We start from the raw sequence: 18,982 nt of genomic DNA, 5'->3' as shown, positions 1-18,982 counted from the left end.
TTTTTCAATCCCTGATTTTCTGTCCCTGATCTATTTTTCCTGCTGCTGTTTGTCCAGATTGCGTTGAATTTTGTGGTCAGGTCGTGACCATTGTGGTTTTTCACCCAGTGCCTGGTATTGACTATCCTCCATTGCGATGGTTTCAGGTTGGCTTTTTTTCTCAAAAGGCTGTTGGGGTATCAGCCCCAACGTTTTGAAAAGCTCCATATCCTCATTTATAGCTGGGTTGGGCGTTGTCAGTAGCTTATCACCTGCAAAAATGGAATTTGCGCCAGCAAAAAAGCATAATGCTTGTCCCTCGCGACTCATATTGCTGCGCCCCGCTGATAAGCGAACTTGTGTTTGTGGTAATAAAATTCGCGCGGTGGCAACCATGCGCACCATTTCCCAGATGGATACTGTTTCCATCGCTTCCATCGGGGTGCCTGCGACCGGAACCAGTGCATTGATCGGTACCGACTCAGGTTGTGGAATGAGCGAAGCGAGTGTAATCAGCATATCCGCCCGGTTGGCTATGCTTTCTCCCATACCAATAATACCGCCACTGCATACCGTGATATTTGTCTTACGTACATTTTCGATGGTCTGCAAGCGGTCATCGTAACTTCTGGTTGAGATAATTTCTTCATAATATTCAGCTGAGGAGTCCAGGTTGTGATTATAGGCATAGAGACCTGCCTCGGATAATCGGAGTGCTTGATTTTCGGTCAGCATACCCAAGGTGCAGCAGACTTCCATATCGAGTCTGTTCAGTGTACGGACCATATCCAATACTTGGTCAAACTCTGGTCCGTCTTTGACATTGCGCCAGGCGGCACCCATGCATATCCGTGAACTGCCGCCAGCCTTGGCTGCCAAAGCCTGCGCTTTTACCTGTTCTACACTCATCAGTCGTTCGGCCTTAACGTCAGTATGATAGCGTGCTGCTTGCGGACAGTAGGCGCAATCTTCGGGACATCCACCAGTTTTTATGGAAATCAAGGTAGATACCTGTACTTTATTGGGATCATGATAAGTACGGTGAACTGTAGCCGCTTCGTACAACAGTTCCATGATCGGTTTGTTATATAAGGCAACAACTTCTGCCTGTGTCCAATTCTTTTCTGTGCTCATATTCTTTGTGTTTGATCGTTTGGAAATCAGGTCTCTATCACAAAAAATGCGGTAGATATCAAATTTCCATGCGCCTGTTTTTTCAGTTGAATTGCAAAGATTACAGTTTAAACCCTAACTTTGGTAGTCCGAAATAAACATAATGAGTAGTCCGGTTAGCATAGGTTTTCATTCGATTATCAAGATAGACCGCCGCAAGGAGGATGCTGTTTATATACAGATCGTCTATCAATTTATCAATGCTGTCAAGCGCAACCTGCTGGAGGATGGAGACCTTCTTCCGGGAAGCCGAAAGATCGCGACGGAATTGAAAGTGCACCGAAAAACAGTGGTCGCCGCACTAGCGGAACTACAGGAGCAAGGCTGGGTGGAGATTCTACCAAATAGGGGTACCTTTGTGAAAAATCCCGAACGTGTGACTACTGCGATTTCGGCAATCGAAGCTTTTCGGCAACCACCGGATCGGGCTCCGTATCATTTTAGAAAGGAATTGATCCTGGATACGCCAGTATTTGAAATTCCGGAAAAATATTATTTTACGGATGGTACCCCAGACTACCGTATTATCGAGACAGAAGAGCTGGTACGTTTTTACGCTTCTATGGTAAAACGGAAAAAGAAGAGTGATGAATTTCCGGCTACGACTGATGGAAATCTATTTTTTAGGGATCAATTGAGCTATTATCTCAATTTGACACGTGGTTTCCATCTCTCCCGGAACTTTCTATTGCCCATTGCCAGCCGTGAGCAGATCTTTTCTATTTTATCACGCTTATTGATTCAACAAGGGGATATTGTACTTGTCGAAAATCTAAGCTATTTTTTGCCGAACATGATCTTTAGCCAAGCCGGAGCCAAACTGAAAACGGTTCCTGTAGATGCGATGGGAATGGATATTGATTATATCGCAGATCATTTTGCGCCCGGTGAGATCAGGTGTGTTTACATCAATACAAAATGCCAATATCCTACTACAGTAAGCCTTTCTGAAAAAAGGAAAATGCAGCTGTTGCAGCTGGCCGAACAGTATAATTTTATTGTGATCGAAGATGATGTTGATTTTGAGTCTTCGCTGGTCAAAGACAAGGGGGAATCTCTTTTTCGTAAAAATGCGGGGAATAGGGTGATCTATACAGGGACATTTGGTCGTTTTTTGGACCCTGGTTTTCAGATGAATTTTTTGATTGCTCCTCAAGATCTCCTGGAGGAGGGGAAAAAATACCTAAATCTCTTTGGTAAGCCCAATTTTATGATCGAAAAAACATTGGGCGAAATTATCCATCAGGGCGATATTTTTCGGTATCAGCGGAAGTTTCACAAAATAGTTGCTGAACGGAAAGACTTATTTGCGCAATTGCTGCATACCAATTTTGAAAACAAGATCACATTTGATGTTCCGGTTTCTGGCTTAGCTTTTTGGGTCCGATTCAATTTCAGCTTTTCACTGACCATCTTACAGGAAAAAGCAAAAGAAAAGGGAGTGTTACTGCCGAGTAACTGCCTTTACCAGAATAGAACTGTGACAGCCTTGCGCTTGGGTTTTGCTCATTTCGATGAGAAAGATATGTGTGATGCAGTCCGTTTGTTGCATGAAGCCTATCAAGAGACTGTCGGTGCTAAGTAGAGCTATGACAGCCTTGCGCTTAGGTTTTCCTATCTCGAAGAGAAAGATAGGTGTGATCCGTCTGCAGCCTATGATCTTTTAGGATATGGTTGGAATTGTGGTCAACTAATCTGCAGGATAGTTGTCAATTTTTCCTTTATCTCCTGAGAGGGAATCCTAAGGTCAATAAAGTACTGTCCCTGCCAACTTTTGCTTTGTGCTGCCTGCTTGCTTTCTGTGATACTCCAGTCTGGATATACACGAAACCCACGTTTGCCCTCCTTTTGCGCTGTTGTTAAGATTTGTCTGTCGATCAGAACCTGTTTTGGGAAAACAAAGAAACCAGCATGAGGTTCCTGTTCCGCAGCAATAATGTAATAGTCAATAGCGTCATCGGCTGTAAATGCTGTCGTTTGACCCCGAGCGTCACGTTTCCAGAGGGTGACGAATTGTCCGACCTTTGTGGGCGTTATTTTGGCTTTTCGAAATTTGATATTTCGCTCATCAAGTTGAAAATTAAAGCCGAAATAGCCAGCACATTCTAGATCATCAGTCAGGTTCGTTATACTTTTGGATAGGATCTCTCCCAGTTGTTTTAGTTCTTTAATCATGTATGCTAATACTTTTTCTCTTTTTTTGAATTTATGGTTGTCACGAAACGCCTAACAATACTATATCCTAGCGGCTATTTTGGTACTGGCTAGTAGTTTCTATTTTGTGTCAGCGTTGTAGATTAACTGTACGACACCTGATTTGAAAGCCCTGCTTTCCATAAGTTTTAAATGCAATCGTTCAGATAAATTTTCGAATAGTGGTTTTCCCTTACCCAAACCCTATAATAATTTGTCGTGCGGATTTTGGGCAGGAGTGGTGAATTATGGAGGGATCCCTGTGTTTTTAAGGATGCCCAAATATAGTTAAATTAAAAAATGTAGACAAAAGAAAAGAAAAAGCCCGGAGAGGAATCAACCGGGCTTAGAGATTATATAAGGGGAATAATACTTGCAAAAAAAAGTGAAGACTTAGTCTTCATCGGTGATAATGTCATCACCATCTAACTCGAAACCTTCACCAAGGAAGGTATGCTCTAGTTCGAATAATTCTGAATCTTTAATCATTTTATTTCTTATTTTTTGATATTCAAATTTATCATCCCTATTTAAGTTTATCGTCAATATAACATGAAGTTTTTGTTAAGGCGACGATTAGATTTTTTTTAGGGAAATATCCAGTTTTTGCGCCTGGATAATCCGGCTAAAAAACTCTTTTAGATCAAAATACTCTTCGGGTAGAAACAGCGGTTTATTAAATTGTGTTGCGCTCTCAATAAGTAGGATGTTTGGATCTGAATTGCTGACTTTAAAAATATAGCGTGCTGCCCGCTCGGGTAGTGCCATACTGATATTTTTTAATTTTGTCTCGGGGGCGTACGTATACCCTTTTGGCAATTTGATTTCCATATAGCTTTCTTCCTGGATCAAGGATCCAAAATCAATTGGGTAATTTCGTTCGGTCAGATTAAAAGGATTTTTGGTGGTTTTGCTTTCAATGTAAGGATTGAAAGCGAGCTGGTCGTTTTGTAGGTTGGCAAAATTTTCAATCTCGATTTCAAACTCTTCGGCGAGTGGTTTGTCTAAGGAGTCCCTGTTGGAAACCTTAAAGCTATTGATTTTGATACGGTTGTTTTCTTCATCCCATTTTTCGTAAAATTCCTCTTCTGAATTGCTACCCTGTAAACGTTCGCGCATTCTTGATGCAAGATAGCCATTGCGGGAGGTTACCCATTTTCCTTTTAATGTACCGTTTTCCATGAGTTCACCAAAGAAGAAATTACTTTGTGAAGAGGGGAGTTTTGACTCGAGTTTCACCCAGTCAGACTCACCAGTTAAGGGAATAGAACGGCCTTGATAGTTGACGCATTTTAAAGGAATGTTGCCGAAGGGTTCATAGGGAGAGGTTGCATCCAACAAATAGTATTCCTCACCAAGTTTTACCTGAGCAACAACATGGTTGAATTCCGATATCGCAGGGGCGTACAGTCCAGCATAACCATTGTCGCGTGTCGATAAAATAACAGGAATAGCCTCTAATTGGGCATAACGTAGTGCATTGACCAATCCGAGATTGATGTCGGCACTATTGCCTGTTCTTTTTTCAAGCGCTTCTTTGATATTTTTCGCATAGATCGAGTGCTTATTGTTCCATTTGATCCGTTTCTGAAAATAAGCATAGAGGCGGGAGGCTTTTGTGATATCATTATTTGCCCCTTGTAGTACAGGTTCGATAAATTCTTTTAAGGCTCCTTTTCGCTTGACCTGACCACCAAAACTTTCATCTGCGACCAATTTTTCCCGTACGTTCTCCCAGGTTAGGGAGAAGTCATTTGTGGGGCCCATAGGGACACTGTATCGTCCGAGTTCAAAAAAGAGAATGGACCGAAAGTTTTTAGAGGAGGTCATATAGTCTTCACTGTGGAAGGCCGGAATATTCTCCATGATATAGGTCGTTTTGCTGCCCAGAATATCACCGATTGAACTTTGTAGCCCAGTGTTGTAATTATCAGTTTTGCGATCTTTGATGGGAAATCCCCCCTTTAAATTGGACTTATAATGACAGATTTCCGGTATGCGCGTGACATACTCACTATAGAGCTTGGGGAGTTCTTCCTGAAATTCCCAAGCATTGAGGTTGAAAATAAAAGGCGATTCCGTTTTGTAGCGATATTCAATAATTGTTCCCTCCTGAACCTGCGGAATGGCAGCCTTGGTTAAGGAGATATTTTCCGAAGAGTTTTCGTTAAAGATGTTTGCCTTTGTCATTTCAGTTTCGACGACTTTATCCCCCTGGAGGTGATAGGAAGCTCCTTTGATGTCGGTGACAACCTCGCGTTCATTTCCGCTTTTGTAAAGTGGAATGGTGAAGTTTGCATGGTTGTAGCCTTCCTTGTTCAATATTTTGATCCGAACATGTTTGACGAACTCGACGACCAGGCCGGTATGTTTGGTGTAGTTGATCTGTGCAGAGCCGTATTCCCGAATGACAAATGCGTTGGCTGCAGTGTCCAATTTGCCAATATCGATCGCGAAATCCTCTTTTTTTACTTTACCGAATGAAAAATCTTGGGCATGAGCCCAAAAACTGCCGAGAATAAGCAGGCTGGTGAAAAAACCTTTCATAAAAAGTCACTATATGGTTAAGAATTATAGTGCTAATGTATGAAATAATATTAAATTTTATAAGTAAAAAAAAATCCGTTTAAGTTGTTGTTGAACGGCCCTTACATGGGTTATTACGTAGTCTTTAATTTTTCAAATACTTGCTGAACTTAGTCAAGCTGATCGAAGTGTGGAATCTAGCCATGTGTTTTGACACCATGATCTCAAAAAGAGTGTTTTCTAGCGAGTTAAAGCCCTTTTTTGATGGGTTTTAATACGTGAAATCAAAGGTCAGCGTTACATATCGGTTGTCCTCACCCTTCCATTTTGGTCCGGAAAGTAAAATCTCCTTGGCCTTGTTGTCCAGATAATCATTGGCACTTTGTAAGATATTGATATTGGACGGGAAACCATCTTTATCGATATAGAAATTCAAACGTACAGTACCTTCGTATCGACTGTTAGCTGTTTTCTTTTTAACGTAATTATTAAATGACTTCCATCCCCAAACGGGTTCAGCACTTTTTGTTTTCCGGGAGGACATGGTTGTAACTACTACCTCGTCAAGTGTCGCACTGGAAGGTTGTAATTTTATATTCAGGTTTTTGTTGCGACGCATATTTAATGCAACTGTGTTATAACCTACAGCCATGATATCAACCAGGGAGTCTACTGTGCTCGGTTGAATGGTGGCCTTACCTTGAACATCTGTATTTGTTGCCAGCTTGCTATTGGGCTGCATGATGGTAACACCTGATATCGGTAAGCCAGTTTCTTTGTCACGTACAGTTACCAGTAAAGGACTACCAAAGGTCTGTGGGGTCACATTGACGCCAGCTATCCGGCCAGCGAGCGCATTGCTTTGATTGACCTGTTGACCTCGGATCACAACTGAACTTCCGGTGATACTCTTTTTCGCTTGGGGGGTATAACCAAATACCTCCACACTGTCTAACATTTTTGAATCAGCTATAGCTCGGTCCCTGTGGATGCCATTATTCATTTTTTCAATCGGAGCTATGCGTGTCGATGGCTCCTGATGTACTGGCACTGTCTCCTCCTTATATTGACCAAGATCGGAAGATTTACTGTTGTCCGCCAAGCGAGGACTGTCCTGCTCTTTTATACTAGGGTCAATGGTAGATGAGGCCGCTGTGTCATGCTGAGGAATCGATTTTGACGAGGGTACATCAGCCGGCATAGCGGCATCTGCTGTACGCTTTGCCTCCGAAGGGCTTTTCTGTTGCTGGAAATAGAGAATCCCCGCACTTAAAATCGCGACTACTGTAGCGGCAATGGCCAGTCTTTTCCAGTCAAAGACTTTTATTTTAGCTTCTTTTTTATGTTCGATGCGTTGTGCGATACGCGCGTTGAGTTCGGAAGGAACAGTACGGTTTTGATCCATTTCTATACCCATAAGAATATCCGCCAACATGGGATCACGTTGGGCCTCACGTTCAATGGCGTACATCTCTTTGGGAGAAAGTTGGCCATTGACGTATTTCTTTAAGTACGCTATGTCATAATTACTGTCGCTCATTCCAAGCCTCCATGCAATTTTTTAAATTCCGCTTCCCATTTTGGATGTAACTTTTAACTTCATTTAAGCTATATCCTGTCGAGTCGCTGATCTCTTTGTAACATTTTTCCTCCAGAAAAAAGAGTTTGACGGACTGTTGCTGTTTGTCCGGTAGTTTTTCCAGACAGCCTTCCATTGCAGTCAATTGTTCCTCTTTTTCATCCTGTTGTTCATACTGATGCAGATCTTCGGGATATTTCACAAATTCATCCAAAGAAATTTGTGATTTGTTCTTTTGTGACCTTAAATACATCAGGCAATGATTTTTGCTCAACACATAGAGCCATCTCGGAAAGTCTTTGATTTCTTGCTTATTAACTTTGTAGATGAGCTCTTCAAAAATATTCATCACGGCATCTTTACTCAATTCTGGATCTTGAAGATACCGTAAGCAGACATAATAGACCATTTCGGTATGTCGTTGATAAAGGTTCCCCAATACCTTGAGATCAGATGCCTCCTGATATTGTTGCAAGAGTTTCTGGTCTTGCGTTGAATCCTTTTTTGACGACTTGTATGCGAACATTTTATTTGCTAAAAATATTTTTTTTTTCTGGTTTATGGAAATTTAATATTTGCTGCATCCCTTGACAAAAATTTGAACGATATGAGAACAATACTTTTTTTAATGAGCATGTTGCTATCTCTTGGTGGATATGCCGGCCAGCAGTACGAAGTGAAAGGAAAGGTGACGGATGCAACGACCAAATTAGCGTTAAGCGGTGTGGTGGTAACAAATGTGCAGACCAACGAACGCAAATCCACTGATCGTGATGGAAATTATCAGATCAAGGTCACTCCCGGTAAGACAACTTTGGAATTCAGTTACCTCGGTTATATTACACAGCGTGTCGAAGTAAAAAGAAAGGGTAAAGTCGATGTCGCAATGGTACAGGATAACCGTGCACTTGATGAAGTTGTCGTTATGGGGGATCGTAAAGTTGCGAAAAGAAATACAGCAAATATGATGATTGCCTCTACGGCCTTAGCAGGTCAGACTCAGGGACTCTATATTCGTGGAGGCTATATATCCGATCAAAATCAGGAATCATATCAGAAAATCAAGGAAAACAAGTTTATCAATCCAATGAAGGAGCCGTTGTCAACATTTGCTGCAGATGTGGATGCTGCTTCATACAGTAATGTCCGTAGGTTTATCAATGCGGGCAATTTACCCGATAAGGATGCCGTACGTGTTGAGGAGATGATCAATTATTTTCAGTATCAGGTAGCAGGACCAAAAAATGGCGAACCAGTGAATATCGTAACCGAATTAACCAAAGCACCTTGGAACGATGCACATCAGTTGATGCGGGTGACGTTAAAAGCCAAAGATATCCCGACGGACAAACTCAAAGCCTCCAACCTGGTTTTTTTGATCGATGTCTCAGGATCGATGATGGGGCCGGGGCGATTGCCTTTGGTGAAATCTTCCCTGAAAATGTTGGTGGATCAGCTGCGTGATATTGACCGTGTTGCTATTGTAACCTATGCAGGTTCGGCGGGAGTGAAATTGGAGAGTACAAGCGGTAGTCAGAAAATGAAAATAAAAACAGCCATAGATGAACTTGAGGCTGGAGGAAGTACTGCCGGTGCTGCAGGGATCAAAAAAGCCTATGCCATTGCCCGCCAAAATTTGGTTAAGGGTGGAAACAATCGGATTATCTTGGCTTCCGATGGTGATTTCAATGTAGGAGAGAGTAGCGATGAGTCTATGGAGGAACTGATCAGTAAAGAGAGTAAATCTGGTGTTTTTCTGACCGTGCTTGGCTATGGTATGGGAAATTTGAAAGATAGTAAGATGGAGATCCTAGCAGATAAAGGGCATGGTAACTACGCATATATCGACAATATTTCCGAGGCTCGGAAAGCCATGGTCACCGAATTTGGAGGAACATTATTTACAGTGGCTAAAGATGTGAAGATTCAGGTAGAGTTCAATCCGAATTATGTACAGGCCTACCGCTTGGTCGGCTATGAAAACCGTTTGCTTGAAGCGGAAGATTTCAACAACGACCAAAAGATGGGCGGCGATATGGGCGTAGGTCATGTTGTTACCGCGCTGTATGAGATCGTTCCTGTCGGTGTCAACTCGACGATGGTGGGGACAGTCGATCCGTTGAAATACCAGCAGAACTCAACCAAAAATAGCGCGGTCAAAGGAAATGGGGAACTGGCAACAGTCAAATTCCGTTACAAAGAACCTGATGGTGAAAAAAGTAAATTGCAGCAACAGGTGGTACAGGCTAAGGTAACCGATTTGAATAAGGTCAGTGAAGATTTACGCTTTGCAACTGCTGTGGCCGAACTGGGGCTGTTACTTCGTGATTCGGACTTTAAACAGGAGGCTAATTTTGATCGTTTGATCGTCCGAGCGAAGGCTGCAAAGGGAGCAGATGATGAGGGCTATCGTGCCGAATTTATCCGAATGGCAGAAAATGCACGGGACTTATCGAAAACGAAAATGTAGGGAGCTTAAAATACAAGCTAAGTCGCATTGACATTCAAGTGTTGGGGAAAAGGTGGAGAAACAGCTTGGGGCAGTTGATAAAAAAAATCGCTGTTCCAGGTTGTTTTATTTTTATGGCTTATTTCGAAATAACACTTGTCGTTTGGTTGGTATTAAGTTTGAATAAATAGATTTTGGAAAATAGACAACTGAAAATCATAAATAAATAGATATTTTTAGGGACAAATAATTGCTTATTGTGCTGTGTGCCAAAATTGATGCTGGTGCAGGCTAATAAAGAATAGACAAATAATACAATTTTGAATGAAAAATTTCCTTTTATGTTGTTTTCTTTTAATAGGAATAGGGATACAGTCACAAGGTCAGAATAAGGCGCTCAACAAACAGCAGACAATAGCTTATATCAACAAGCTGTATAAGGTTGCCTATCGTTATAAAGAAACCAAAATTGACACAGTTACAGTGGATGGGAAGACCTTGACTGTTTTTCTGTCAACGGGTCAGCATTATCGAAGTGATATCTCGAAATCTGAACCGCTTATCATTGCACGAGTAAAGTCCGGTTATCAGATTCGATATAAATCCGCGGCCAATACGGAGGAAATTTTGTGGGCCATCCAAACCGAAGATGATGCCAAACGTTTACAAAACGCGCTACAGCATTTGATCGGTTTACTAAAAACAGAAAAGAAGACTGATCCTTTTGGAAGTTAACATCGCCTTGTCGTACTGGAGCTAAACTTTTTTCAGCAATAATGTTCGGCAAGACACGAACTCGCCGAACATAAGAGAAAGTCTGGGGCATACACGGGATGTGCGATTCGGATTGCTGAAGGGGTTAACCAAAATGCCCGCTGATATAATTACGCGTGGTTTCGTGTTGTGGGTTGTTAAAAATCTGATGCGTATCGCCTTGTTCAATAATCTCCCCAAGATACATAAAGACGGTTTTGTCGGCGACACGTTGTGCCTGTTGCATATTATGGGTGACAATAACTATCGTATATTTTTTTTTCAGATGGTGAATAAGTTCCTCGATCTTTAGGGTACTCACAGGGTCCAATGCCGAGCAAGGTTCATCCATCAAAATAATTTCGGGACGTAAGGCTACCGCACGGGCGATACAAAGTCTTTGTTGCTGCCCCCCGGAAAGCCGTGTAGCTGGTTTTTTCAGATCATCTTTTACCTCCTCCCAGATATACGCTTCTTCCAATGCCTTTTGTACGGTTGTCTTATCTGCTATCAGATTGTTGATCTTGAGACCATAGCTGATGTTTTCGTATATACTTTTGGGAAATGGATTGGCTTTTTGGAATACCATACCCACACGCTTACGTAGATCCGTAACCTCGATATCTTTTTGATAGATCTCGCGACCATCCAATTTGATATGTCCCTCTATTTTGGCTTCCGGATAGAGATCATGCATACGGTTAAAACTTCGCAAAAGGGTACTTTTGCCACATCCTGATGGTCCGATCAGCGCCGTAACTTTATTTTCCTCAAATTCGATATTGATATTTTTCAACACCTGTTTGCTCCCAAACCATAGGTTGAGATTTTCAGTGACCAATTTACTTTTCATTATTTCTAAACTTATATCGAATATAGAAAGCTGTTAAATTCATGAGGAAGACCACAATGATAAGCACCAATGCTGTTCCGTATGCAATAGGTCTGACCTCCTCAATCGACTGATGCTGCGTTGATAACATGTATAGGTGATAGGGCAGTGCCATAAACTCCTGATTGAGGTTACCAAAGGAATTCGTGATATAGAATGCGGCTCCTGTAAATAGTATGGGTGCTGTTTCGCCGGCCGCTCGTGAAAGCGTCAGGACGATACCTGTGAGTATCCCCGGTAGAGAGGCGGGCAGTACCACATCTTTGATCGATTCGAATTTAGTGGCCCCTACAGCTAGTGCTGCCTCCCGCATGCTTCGTGGAATACGGAGCAGGGCCTCCTCCGTTGTGGTAATGATATAGGGAAGGGACAGCAAGCCCAAGGTCAGTCCGGCAGACAAAATCGACGTGCCGAAATTCAGGGCCTGAACAAAGAGTGCCAGACCAAACAGGCCATAGATAATCGAGGGAACACCGGATAAATTACGGATGGAAGCTCGGATCGTGCGGGTCAGCCAGGTATTCTCTGCGTATTCGTTGAGGTAAATGGCACAACATATTCCAAAAGGAATGGAAAATAATGCTGTTATCAAGGTCAGAAATACCGTACCTATAATCGGCGTAAGAATACCTCCCCGTGTCATACCATCGGAAGGTAGTTTGGCGATGAAATCCCAGGATAGCACATGGGAGCCTTTCGTAAAAATATCGTATAGGATTACGCACAAAAAGAAGCATACAAGTCCTGTGGAAAGGAGAAGTGTGCCCCATTCGACGATCGGTGCCAGTTTTTTTAATTTATGCAGCATGATATTTTCTAAAACGGTTAATAAAATATTCACCAATTAGATTGGCCACCAAGGTCATAAAGAATAACACAATCGCTATGGCAAACAAAGCATAGTAATGTGTGGTCTGATAGGGGACCTCACCCATTTCGATCGCAATTGTTGCGGTAATGGTTTTGACAGAGTCAAAAAATCCTTTAGGAAATATCGCGGCATTCCCCGTGGCCATCAATACAGTCATGGTTTCACCGATGGCTCTTCCCAGTCCCAGCATAACGGCGGCAATGATTCCTGGTGCTGCAGCAGGAATCGTAATCTTGCGCAGCGTTTGCCAACGAGATGCACCAAGACCATAACTCGCTTCACGGTAAGTTTGCGGTACAGCATGGATGGCGTCTTCGGAAATTGTAATGATGGTGGGAAGGGCCATGATGGCCAGTAAGATTGCTCCATTTAATGCATTAAGCCCATTGGGGAGGTTGTTTAGATCTGCTATTCCGGGACCAACCAATACGATTCCCAAAAAGCCGATCACGACCGAAGGAATTGCTGCAAGCATCTCAATGGCTGGTTTTAAGATCGTCTTGAGTTTGGGACTTGCATATTCGGAAATAAAAGCTGCGGTACCCACACCCAGTGGAATGGCAATCAGCATCGCACCCAAAGAAACAATTGAGGTACTTACAATTAATGGCAGAATGCCGTAGGCCGGTTCTGCTGCTGTGGGATTCCATTGGCTTCCGGTGATAAAATCCAATGGCGAAACATCCAGAAAGAAGGCAATTGCATTGTAAAGCAGCATGAAGAAAATACCACCCAAAAGTGCAAGAACCAGATATCCGGTAGACTTGAATATGATTTTAGCGATCTTATCGATGGCGACTCGTTTTTTGTACTGCATGTTATTTTATTGAATAAGGTAATAACCTGAGTTTTCGATGATCTTGGTCCCTTCTCCTTTGGTTTCAAATTGGATAAATGACAGCACTTTGGCCCATGATTTTTCGGGAATAAACTGATAGAGGGGACGTTGAAAAAAATATAATCTATTTTTTATTGCTGTAGGATCTAAGGGCGATATGGCATTGGAATCTGCATCATTTTTAATTTTCAATACTTTGATACCTTTGTTGTCCTGAATCTTTTTGGAAATATAACCGGCACCGACATAACCGATACCAGACTTGTCAATTTTGATGGCTTCCAGAATTTGTGCATTTCCGGTCATTTCTTTGGCCTTTTGGCTATAGGCTATTTTTAGCTTCTTGCGAATAAACGAATAGGTTCCCGAACTGCTCTGTCTACCATAGATATTGATCGGAACATCCTGTCCGGAAACAGATTTCCAGTTTTCCACCTGACCGCTCATTATTTTTGAAAGCGTTTTCACATCGATTTCTGTGATCGGATTGTCGCTGTGAACAACAAAAGCGGTGGCATCTTCGGCAAAGACAACGGTTTTCAGGAGCATGTTCTTCTTTTTGAAGAGTGTCTGTTCTTCTTCGGTCAATGGACGCGATGAGTTGGCGATATCTGCCTGCCCATTCAATAGGGAAGTAATACCAAGTCCCGACCCCCCGCCGGAGATAGCCATACTGAATGTAGGGTCTGTCTTATTGTACGCTTCGGCTAGATTAACAGCAAGATTCACTTCGGTATCCGAACCTTTCATTTTGATCGTATGATCGGTATTACCGCAGGACCATAACAGGGTACTGAAACCAAGAAGGACAGTAGAAATAAGACGATTGAAAGCCATATCATTCATTCTTACTAAGTTAAACACAAGAGGAATGATTTTGTGTTAGGTTTGTGTTATCTTATTGTGAATTCATATTTTGTAAATATACTTGTCGTCTATTCAGTCCAATTGTAGAATATCCATGATCTGTACCTTTATATACAAAGAAGCTATGAATCATTTACTGCGAAACGAGAATAGCAAATCTGTTTATTGTCATAAAGTATTGGGCATATCGTACCAGCAGTTAGAAAAGGAATGCTTGCTGTTTCAGAAATTATTCTTTTTCTACTGTTACTATACCCAGATAAACGCTATTCATGCTGCGATTGCTACCATCTGTTGCCGCGAAACCAAGATAGAGGTGAAACATGGAACTGCTATTGACTTTAGGCAGTTCAATTATCTGGGATCGCTGTTCGATGCTGTTTCCCAACAGCAGTCCGGCGGATGTGTGCATCGGATCTTCCGGTAATAAGAGCACCATGGTTCTAAAGTCAATTAACTCATGGTTCAGCAATTCCTTGGTCACTTTGGGCTCCCATTTTATTTCGAGTTTGTCGTCTACGATCTCGGTGGATGTGGAAATGATCATGTTTTCCAGTCCTCTGCTAATAGCAAATTTTTCATAGTTGATTGCAGGTCCCTGTTCACCGAGGAGGACTGCATGTTCAAGATGATAAGACATCGCCGCATTAAATGCGGTCATATTTTCTCTATATCGCTGAAAACCTAAGCGAAAAAATTTTGTGAATTTCCCCAGAAAGGTTTGTGTAAAGGCAAATTTACTTCTGTTTTTATTCTCAATGTCAGATAGTTTTCTTCCTTTCTTGACTTTAGGAAGCGAACGTACATAGGTGATATCCTTCCATTTGCAAAACACGACAGCGCCAACCTTTCCGGATGGAGCACCATTTGCTCCATTATTTACTCGTGCCATAAATTCATTTATAATTTGTTTGATTCTTTTAACGGATGAATAGGGGAAAAGTTTGCCTCAAGTAGTATACTTATTGTAAATTAACTGATACAAAACGGGGAGATCATAGGGATATTAAACGCTTTAATCCGAATTAGGTCCGAATTAGGTCCGAATAAGGTCCGTACTAAGCCCCTATTAAATGATAGGAAATTCCCTAGTTGAAGGCAAGCCGTCTCGTTCTAATTGCGATGTCGGATTGGAGCGTAACCGCCTAAAAAAACAGGCTAAATGCCTGTTTTTTTAGGATATGGTAAATAGAAAACGTTTTGTTTCCATACTGTTTCGTGCAGCAACTATTTGTATAAGCTAAATTCTGCTACAGAAAAAGATTTTCCGACAGTTTCTTTGGGTGTAAATCGAATAAACTTTGCATTACTGGGGGTACTTAGACGAATGGTCTGTTCAATTGGGTTTGCCTGGATATTGGAAAATTCTCCTGAATGGAGGATAGCCCATTTGTTACCGTCATCGCTGGTGGCTACTTCATACTTGAGCACCATTCCATCGGACTTTCCATCCTGACGGGGAAGATAACCGATTGCCATAACGGGTTGTTTCGATTCAAACACAATGGCATTCTTAAGTCCGTTAACCACCTCTGTCGTCATGGGGTCTGCATCGATGCTCTTCGGTAGTTTGGTATTGATTTTAAAATCATTCCTTGTTAATTTCGTATAATTGGCCGAAGTATTTTCAAAAGCAAATGGTTCCACAAATTCCTTGAATAAGCCGAAGTCACTCAATGTAGGCGCAACTGGGGCATAAAGCCGAATTTTTAGTTTTGTCGCTGTTACCGGATGCGGTAGTTTAATCAGTCGATTGCCGCCGATACTGGTCGCTGTAGCCAAATGCTCCCATTTGCCATTAACCTGTGCTTGGATGACTACGCTATCCAGCCGCTGGCCTAATTTAATATTTTCACGCAGCCGGATCAGGTCAAACTCTTTTGATCCTGCGAGACCGACCTCCAGTTCAGGATTGAGAACATCGTCATCAGAAGCATAATAACTGTATCTATCTTCATCCAGAATGAGGTTAGGTGCAAATTTTTTCGAGCTGGCGCGTAGATTGGAAGCGTTGACTGTCGCCCCTTTGGCAAGATTAGTACCGAAGGTTTCTTTCAGTTTTTTTCCGAAAGCCTGTAATGATTTGACATCATTCGGATGTAATTGTCCAGCCGGCATAGGTGCTAAGCCAAGATCCAATGCTGCACCCCGACCTACTGATTTCAAATAGATCGAAAACAATTGATCCGGTGTTTTTACTTTGCTGTCTTCTTCTTTATGGTAAAACCAGCCGTGCCGCAAGGGTACATCACATTCCGCTGGAATCCAATGTGCGCCATTTCTTGTTCCTGATGGTGCCTCTTTGTAATCAGCTTGTCCCGGTACCGCTGGATGACCGTCTATGCCTTTGGGTGAAAAAGTAGCCCAGCTTGTCTCATCGGCAAATCCACTTTCATTGCCAACCCAACGGATATCAGGCCCAATATCCGAAAATATCACCGCCAAAGGCTGCTTTTCTCGAACAATAGGCCATGTTTTTTCATGCCAGGCATAGTAAGTTGCCCTGTCAATTTTGCGCTTCTCATTCTTACCGCCATAGTATCCGTCGCCGCCATTTGCACCATCATGCCAAGAAGTGAATATTTCGCCGTAATTACTCATTAGCTCGGCCAGTTGTGCCCGGTAAGCATCCGCATACGCTGGGGTACCGTAACGTGTGTCATGTCTGTCCCAGGCCGATAGGTAGAGGCCAAACTTTAACCCCTTTTGGTGGGTCGCCTGCATAAATTCCTTTACCATATCTCCTTTGCCACCTTTCCAGAGAGCGCTTTTGACACTATATTGTGTTGTTGAGGTCGGCCATAGGCAAAAACCATCATGGTGTTTCGCGACAGAAATAATCCCTTGAAACCCACCTTCGGCGGCGGCGTTTACAATCTGTTGGGCATCGAACTTGGTCGGATTAAAAATTGCCGGATCGGCATCCCCAAATCCCCATTCTTTATTTTGGAATGTTGTTGGCGTGTAATGGATCAAACAGTACATTTCCATTTCCTGCCATAGCAATTGCCGTTCCGTGGGAAGCACCCCATAAGGTTTAGGAGCATCCTGTGCAGATAAGACCGATGGTATGATCAGGCTGAGGAAATACCCCAGTATTCTTTTATTTCGTGTCTTCATTGTCTTTAAATTTATGAACATGTCAATGATTGATTATTTTCCTTATTGCCAGCCTGGATTCTGTTTATATGCACCGGGTTTGCCCTGTGTCAAAGTAATCTGATCCAGTGGTAATGGTAAATAATAATACTTATCGTTCCATAGACGGCCATTGGTAAAGTTGGTATTGACAATAATCAACGCATTGTTGTCGGTGGTAATTTTGCTTACATCGTAAGTATATTGGCTCCGGAGACTGGCATTGAGTTTCATACCACGCACAGTTTTAATACCCTCAATCAACTTGCCCGCTTTCCATCGTTTAATATCGTTGAAACGAAATCCCTCACCGATCAGTTCTACGCGCCGCTCTCTTCGTATTTCATAGAGTAAAGGGGCCACGGCATAGCCGTAATTCACTGCATTGGGATCAGCCTGCACCGCAGTGGTTAGCTTTGGCATACCAACACGGCTACGCAATAGATTGATGCTTTTGTCAAGATCCATTTGTGTGACAGTACCCCCCAATTCATATTTTGCTTCAGCAAAATTCAGTAGCACTTCAGCATAACGAAAGATAAATGAATCAATATCGGATTGGTTGGCGACAATTTGTGCCGGATCGCTTGAACGGCCTTTGATCAGCCAGTAACCGCTTGAGGTCTGGGATGTTCCGATATTGGGTAAACCATAGGTTAGCACGGGATTGGTGTTGTATACAAATCCGGGTGTTGCTATAGACTGGATATACCGCGGATCTCTATTTTTTACCTCATTAGCTGGAGAAGCATCGTCATAAGCATAGGACGTTAACCCAATGGGTTTGCCATCCTTGAAGAGATAGGAGTCGAGGAGATCTTTTGTTGCTCCAGTATTACTTTCCCCTGATTGGCGGGTGTAATTTTGCGTTGTTGTCCCAATGATATAAGCCCAATGCATAATCGTTTCGGGATTGGTTTTGAGATCCTGCTGGATAAATAAATTGAAGTAGTCTTGATCAGGAGTACCTGTTGTATACAATTTATACTTGCCGGCATTGATAAGCGCCTCGGATGCGGCCAGTGATTTTTGCAGCACCGGAATTTCATTGCCAAGCTGATGGTATTTTCGAAAAGTTCCTTCCCATAAGGCAATCCGTGACAGGAGTGCATTGGCAATGTCTTTATTGAGGCGTCCTGTCTCCTCACTGCCTTTATTGGGCAAATTTTGTATGGCGAATTCCAGGTCCAAGATGACCTGATCCATGACAAGGTTGCGGTTGACACGGGGGCCATAGAGCTCTTCGGAAGTGTCCTCCAGGTCAGTGAGTACCAAGGGAACATCGCCAAAATCGCTTACCTTTTGCCAATAGAACAGTGCCCGGAAAAAGCGAACCTCAGCGGCATAGAGTGCCTGGTTATTGGTTTGTGCATTTTCGTAGCGTTTGAGGAAATAGTTACAACGGCGTATATTTAACCAGCTGTCCGCATTCCATCCCCCTCCAGATGCTGGTATGGCATAGGTGCCCGCCAATAGCTCATTCGATGAAGATGGTAGCATATTGTCGGAATTATTATCTGACCTATAGTCATTTACCTGGGGTAGATTATTATAAAAGGTGTTTGCATAAAGCTTCAAGTCGTTTTCTGTTTTAAAGAATGTTGGTTCACTGAATTCACTCTTTGGAAAACGGTCCAGAAAGCTGTCATTTTTGCAACTATATAAAACGATCGAAGCGCCAAAAACAAGCGATATATGGAGTATGTTAGTTATTTTTTTCATGA

At 42.5% G+C, this 18,982-nt stretch carries 15 protein-coding genes; 3 read left to right on the top strand and 12 right to left on the bottom strand.

Annotated elements, in window-relative coordinates; genetic code table 11:
- Window positions 1–30 precede the first annotated feature (30 nt).
- Entirely contained in the window at window positions 31–1,113 is a 1,083-nt protein-coding gene (gene bioB, locus AC07UV_RS12395; protein ID WP_495183982.1) for a biotin synthase BioB, read from the bottom strand.
- A gap of 142 nt (window positions 1,114–1,255) precedes the next feature.
- Between bioB and AC07UV_RS12390 the strand changes: the two genes are divergently transcribed.
- Window positions 1,256–2,737, top strand: a complete 1,482-nt coding sequence (locus AC07UV_RS12390; RefSeq protein ID WP_495183981.1) for an aminotransferase-like domain-containing protein — start codon at window positions 1,256–1,258, stop codon at window positions 2,735–2,737.
- Between the two features lie 101 nt (window positions 2,738–2,838).
- Here the strand turns inward: AC07UV_RS12390 and AC07UV_RS12385 are convergent, their stop codons facing one another.
- The 4 genes from AC07UV_RS12385 to AC07UV_RS12370 form a co-directional block, all read right to left on the bottom strand.
- A complete protein-coding gene (locus AC07UV_RS12385; RefSeq protein ID WP_282252627.1) occupies window positions 2,839–3,327 on the bottom strand; it encodes a MepB family protein in 489 nt (162 codons plus the stop codon).
- Window positions 3,328–3,921: 594 nt separating this feature from the next.
- Window positions 3,922–5,892: a DUF3858 domain-containing protein gene (locus AC07UV_RS12380; RefSeq protein WP_495183980.1), complete on the bottom strand. Its 1,971-nt coding sequence runs from the start codon at window positions 5,890–5,892 to the stop codon at window positions 3,922–3,924.
- A gap of 250 nt (window positions 5,893–6,142) precedes the next feature.
- Window positions 6,143–7,411 (bottom strand): energy transducer TonB family protein, encoded by a 1,269-nt coding sequence (locus AC07UV_RS12375; RefSeq protein WP_495183979.1) that lies wholly within the window; start codon window positions 7,409–7,411, stop codon window positions 6,143–6,145.
- On the bottom strand, window positions 7,398–7,976 hold the full coding sequence (locus AC07UV_RS12370; RefSeq protein ID WP_495183978.1) for an RNA polymerase sigma factor: 579 nt from the start codon (window positions 7,974–7,976) through the stop codon (window positions 7,398–7,400). The genes AC07UV_RS12375 and AC07UV_RS12370 overlap by 14 nt, the downstream gene beginning before the upstream one ends.
- Before the next feature lie 81 nt (window positions 7,977–8,057).
- Here AC07UV_RS12370 and AC07UV_RS12365 point away from each other — a divergent pair, with 81 nt between their 5' ends.
- The gene (locus AC07UV_RS12365; RefSeq protein WP_495183977.1) at window positions 8,058–9,920 is read left to right on the top strand and encodes a vWA domain-containing protein; all 1,863 of its coding nucleotides are present in this window, start codon (window positions 8,058–8,060) and stop codon (window positions 9,918–9,920) included.
- A gap of 303 nt (window positions 9,921–10,223) precedes the next feature.
- Window positions 10,224–10,634 carry a hypothetical protein gene (locus AC07UV_RS12360; protein ID WP_282252632.1) on the top strand — a complete coding sequence of 137 codons (411 nt, stop codon included), beginning with the start codon at window positions 10,224–10,226 and terminating at the stop codon, window positions 10,632–10,634.
- Between the two features lie 124 nt (window positions 10,635–10,758).
- Here AC07UV_RS12360 and pstB read toward each other — a convergent pair whose 3' ends face one another.
- The 7 genes from pstB to AC07UV_RS12325 form a co-directional block, all read right to left on the bottom strand.
- On the bottom strand, window positions 10,759–11,505 hold the full coding sequence (gene pstB / locus AC07UV_RS12355) for a phosphate ABC transporter ATP-binding protein PstB (protein WP_282252633.1): 747 nt from the start codon (window positions 11,503–11,505) through the stop codon (window positions 10,759–10,761).
- Entirely contained in the window at window positions 11,495–12,352 is an 858-nt protein-coding gene (gene pstA / locus AC07UV_RS12350) for a phosphate ABC transporter permease PstA (RefSeq protein WP_495183976.1), read from the bottom strand. The genes pstB and pstA overlap by 11 nt, the downstream gene beginning before the upstream one ends.
- Window positions 12,342–13,232 carry a phosphate ABC transporter permease subunit PstC gene (gene pstC / locus AC07UV_RS12345; protein WP_282252635.1) on the bottom strand — a complete coding sequence of 297 codons (891 nt, stop codon included), beginning with the start codon at window positions 13,230–13,232 and terminating at the stop codon, window positions 12,342–12,344. The genes pstA and pstC overlap by 11 nt, the downstream gene beginning before the upstream one ends.
- A 6-nt stretch (window positions 13,233–13,238) precedes the next feature.
- Complete coding sequence (locus tag AC07UV_RS12340) at window positions 13,239–14,117, bottom strand: substrate-binding domain-containing protein (RefSeq protein WP_495183975.1); 879 nt, start codon at window positions 14,115–14,117, stop codon at window positions 13,239–13,241.
- Between the two features lie 232 nt (window positions 14,118–14,349).
- Window positions 14,350–15,012 (bottom strand): DUF6266 family protein, encoded by a 663-nt coding sequence (locus AC07UV_RS12335; RefSeq protein ID WP_495183974.1) that lies wholly within the window; start codon window positions 15,010–15,012, stop codon window positions 14,350–14,352.
- 335 nt (window positions 15,013–15,347) lie between these two features.
- Window positions 15,348–17,240 carry an alpha-L-fucosidase gene (locus AC07UV_RS12330; protein ID WP_495183973.1) on the bottom strand — a complete coding sequence of 631 codons (1,893 nt, stop codon included), beginning with the start codon at window positions 17,238–17,240 and terminating at the stop codon, window positions 15,348–15,350.
- 42 nt (window positions 17,241–17,282) lie between these two features.
- A complete protein-coding gene (locus tag AC07UV_RS12325) occupies window positions 17,283–18,980 on the bottom strand; it encodes a RagB/SusD family nutrient uptake outer membrane protein (RefSeq protein ID WP_495183972.1) in 1,698 nt (565 codons plus the stop codon).
- Window positions 18,981–18,982 lie beyond the last annotated feature (2 nt).

It is taken from the genome of Sphingobacterium sp. GW821-FHT03E03, assembly GCF_059420745.1.
The sequence above is the reverse complement of the archived record's forward strand: the minus strand, read 5'-3'. Positions and strand labels throughout refer to the sequence as shown.

Excerpts from the sequence above, each read along its gene's own strand:
- bioB (WP_495183982.1), bottom strand. The coding sequence starts at position 1,113 with ATGAGCACAGAAAAGAATTGGACACAGGCAGAAGTTGTTGCCTTATAT.
- AC07UV_RS12390 (WP_495183981.1), top strand. The coding sequence starts at position 1,256 with ATGAGTAGTCCGGTTAGCATAGGTTTTCATTCGATTATCAAGATAGAC.
- AC07UV_RS12385 (WP_282252627.1), bottom strand. The coding sequence starts at position 3,327 with ATGATTAAAGAACTAAAACAACTGGGAGAGATCCTATCCAAAAGTATA.
- AC07UV_RS12380 (WP_495183980.1), bottom strand. The coding sequence starts at position 5,892 with ATGAAAGGTTTTTTCACCAGCCTGCTTATTCTCGGCAGTTTTTGGGCT.
- AC07UV_RS12375 (WP_495183979.1), bottom strand. The coding sequence starts at position 7,411 with ATGAGCGACAGTAATTATGACATAGCGTACTTAAAGAAATACGTCAAT.
- AC07UV_RS12370 (WP_495183978.1), bottom strand. The coding sequence starts at position 7,976 with ATGTTCGCATACAAGTCGTCAAAAAAGGATTCAACGCAAGACCAGAAA.
- AC07UV_RS12365 (WP_495183977.1), top strand. The coding sequence starts at position 8,058 with ATGAGAACAATACTTTTTTTAATGAGCATGTTGCTATCTCTTGGTGGA.
- AC07UV_RS12360 (WP_282252632.1), top strand. The coding sequence starts at position 10,224 with ATGAAAAATTTCCTTTTATGTTGTTTTCTTTTAATAGGAATAGGGATA.
- pstB (WP_282252633.1), bottom strand. The coding sequence starts at position 11,505 with ATGAAAAGTAAATTGGTCACTGAAAATCTCAACCTATGGTTTGGGAGC.
- pstA (WP_495183976.1), bottom strand. The coding sequence starts at position 12,352 with ATGCTGCATAAATTAAAAAAACTGGCACCGATCGTCGAATGGGGCACA.
- pstC (WP_282252635.1), bottom strand. The coding sequence starts at position 13,232 with ATGCAGTACAAAAAACGAGTCGCCATCGATAAGATCGCTAAAATCATA.
- AC07UV_RS12335 (WP_495183974.1), bottom strand. The coding sequence starts at position 15,012 with ATGGCACGAGTAAATAATGGAGCAAATGGTGCTCCATCCGGAAAGGTT.
- AC07UV_RS12330 (WP_495183973.1), bottom strand. The coding sequence starts at position 17,240 with ATGAAGACACGAAATAAAAGAATACTGGGGTATTTCCTCAGCCTGATC.
- AC07UV_RS12325 (WP_495183972.1), bottom strand. The coding sequence starts at position 18,980 with ATGAAAAAAATAACTAACATACTCCATATATCGCTTGTTTTTGGCGCT.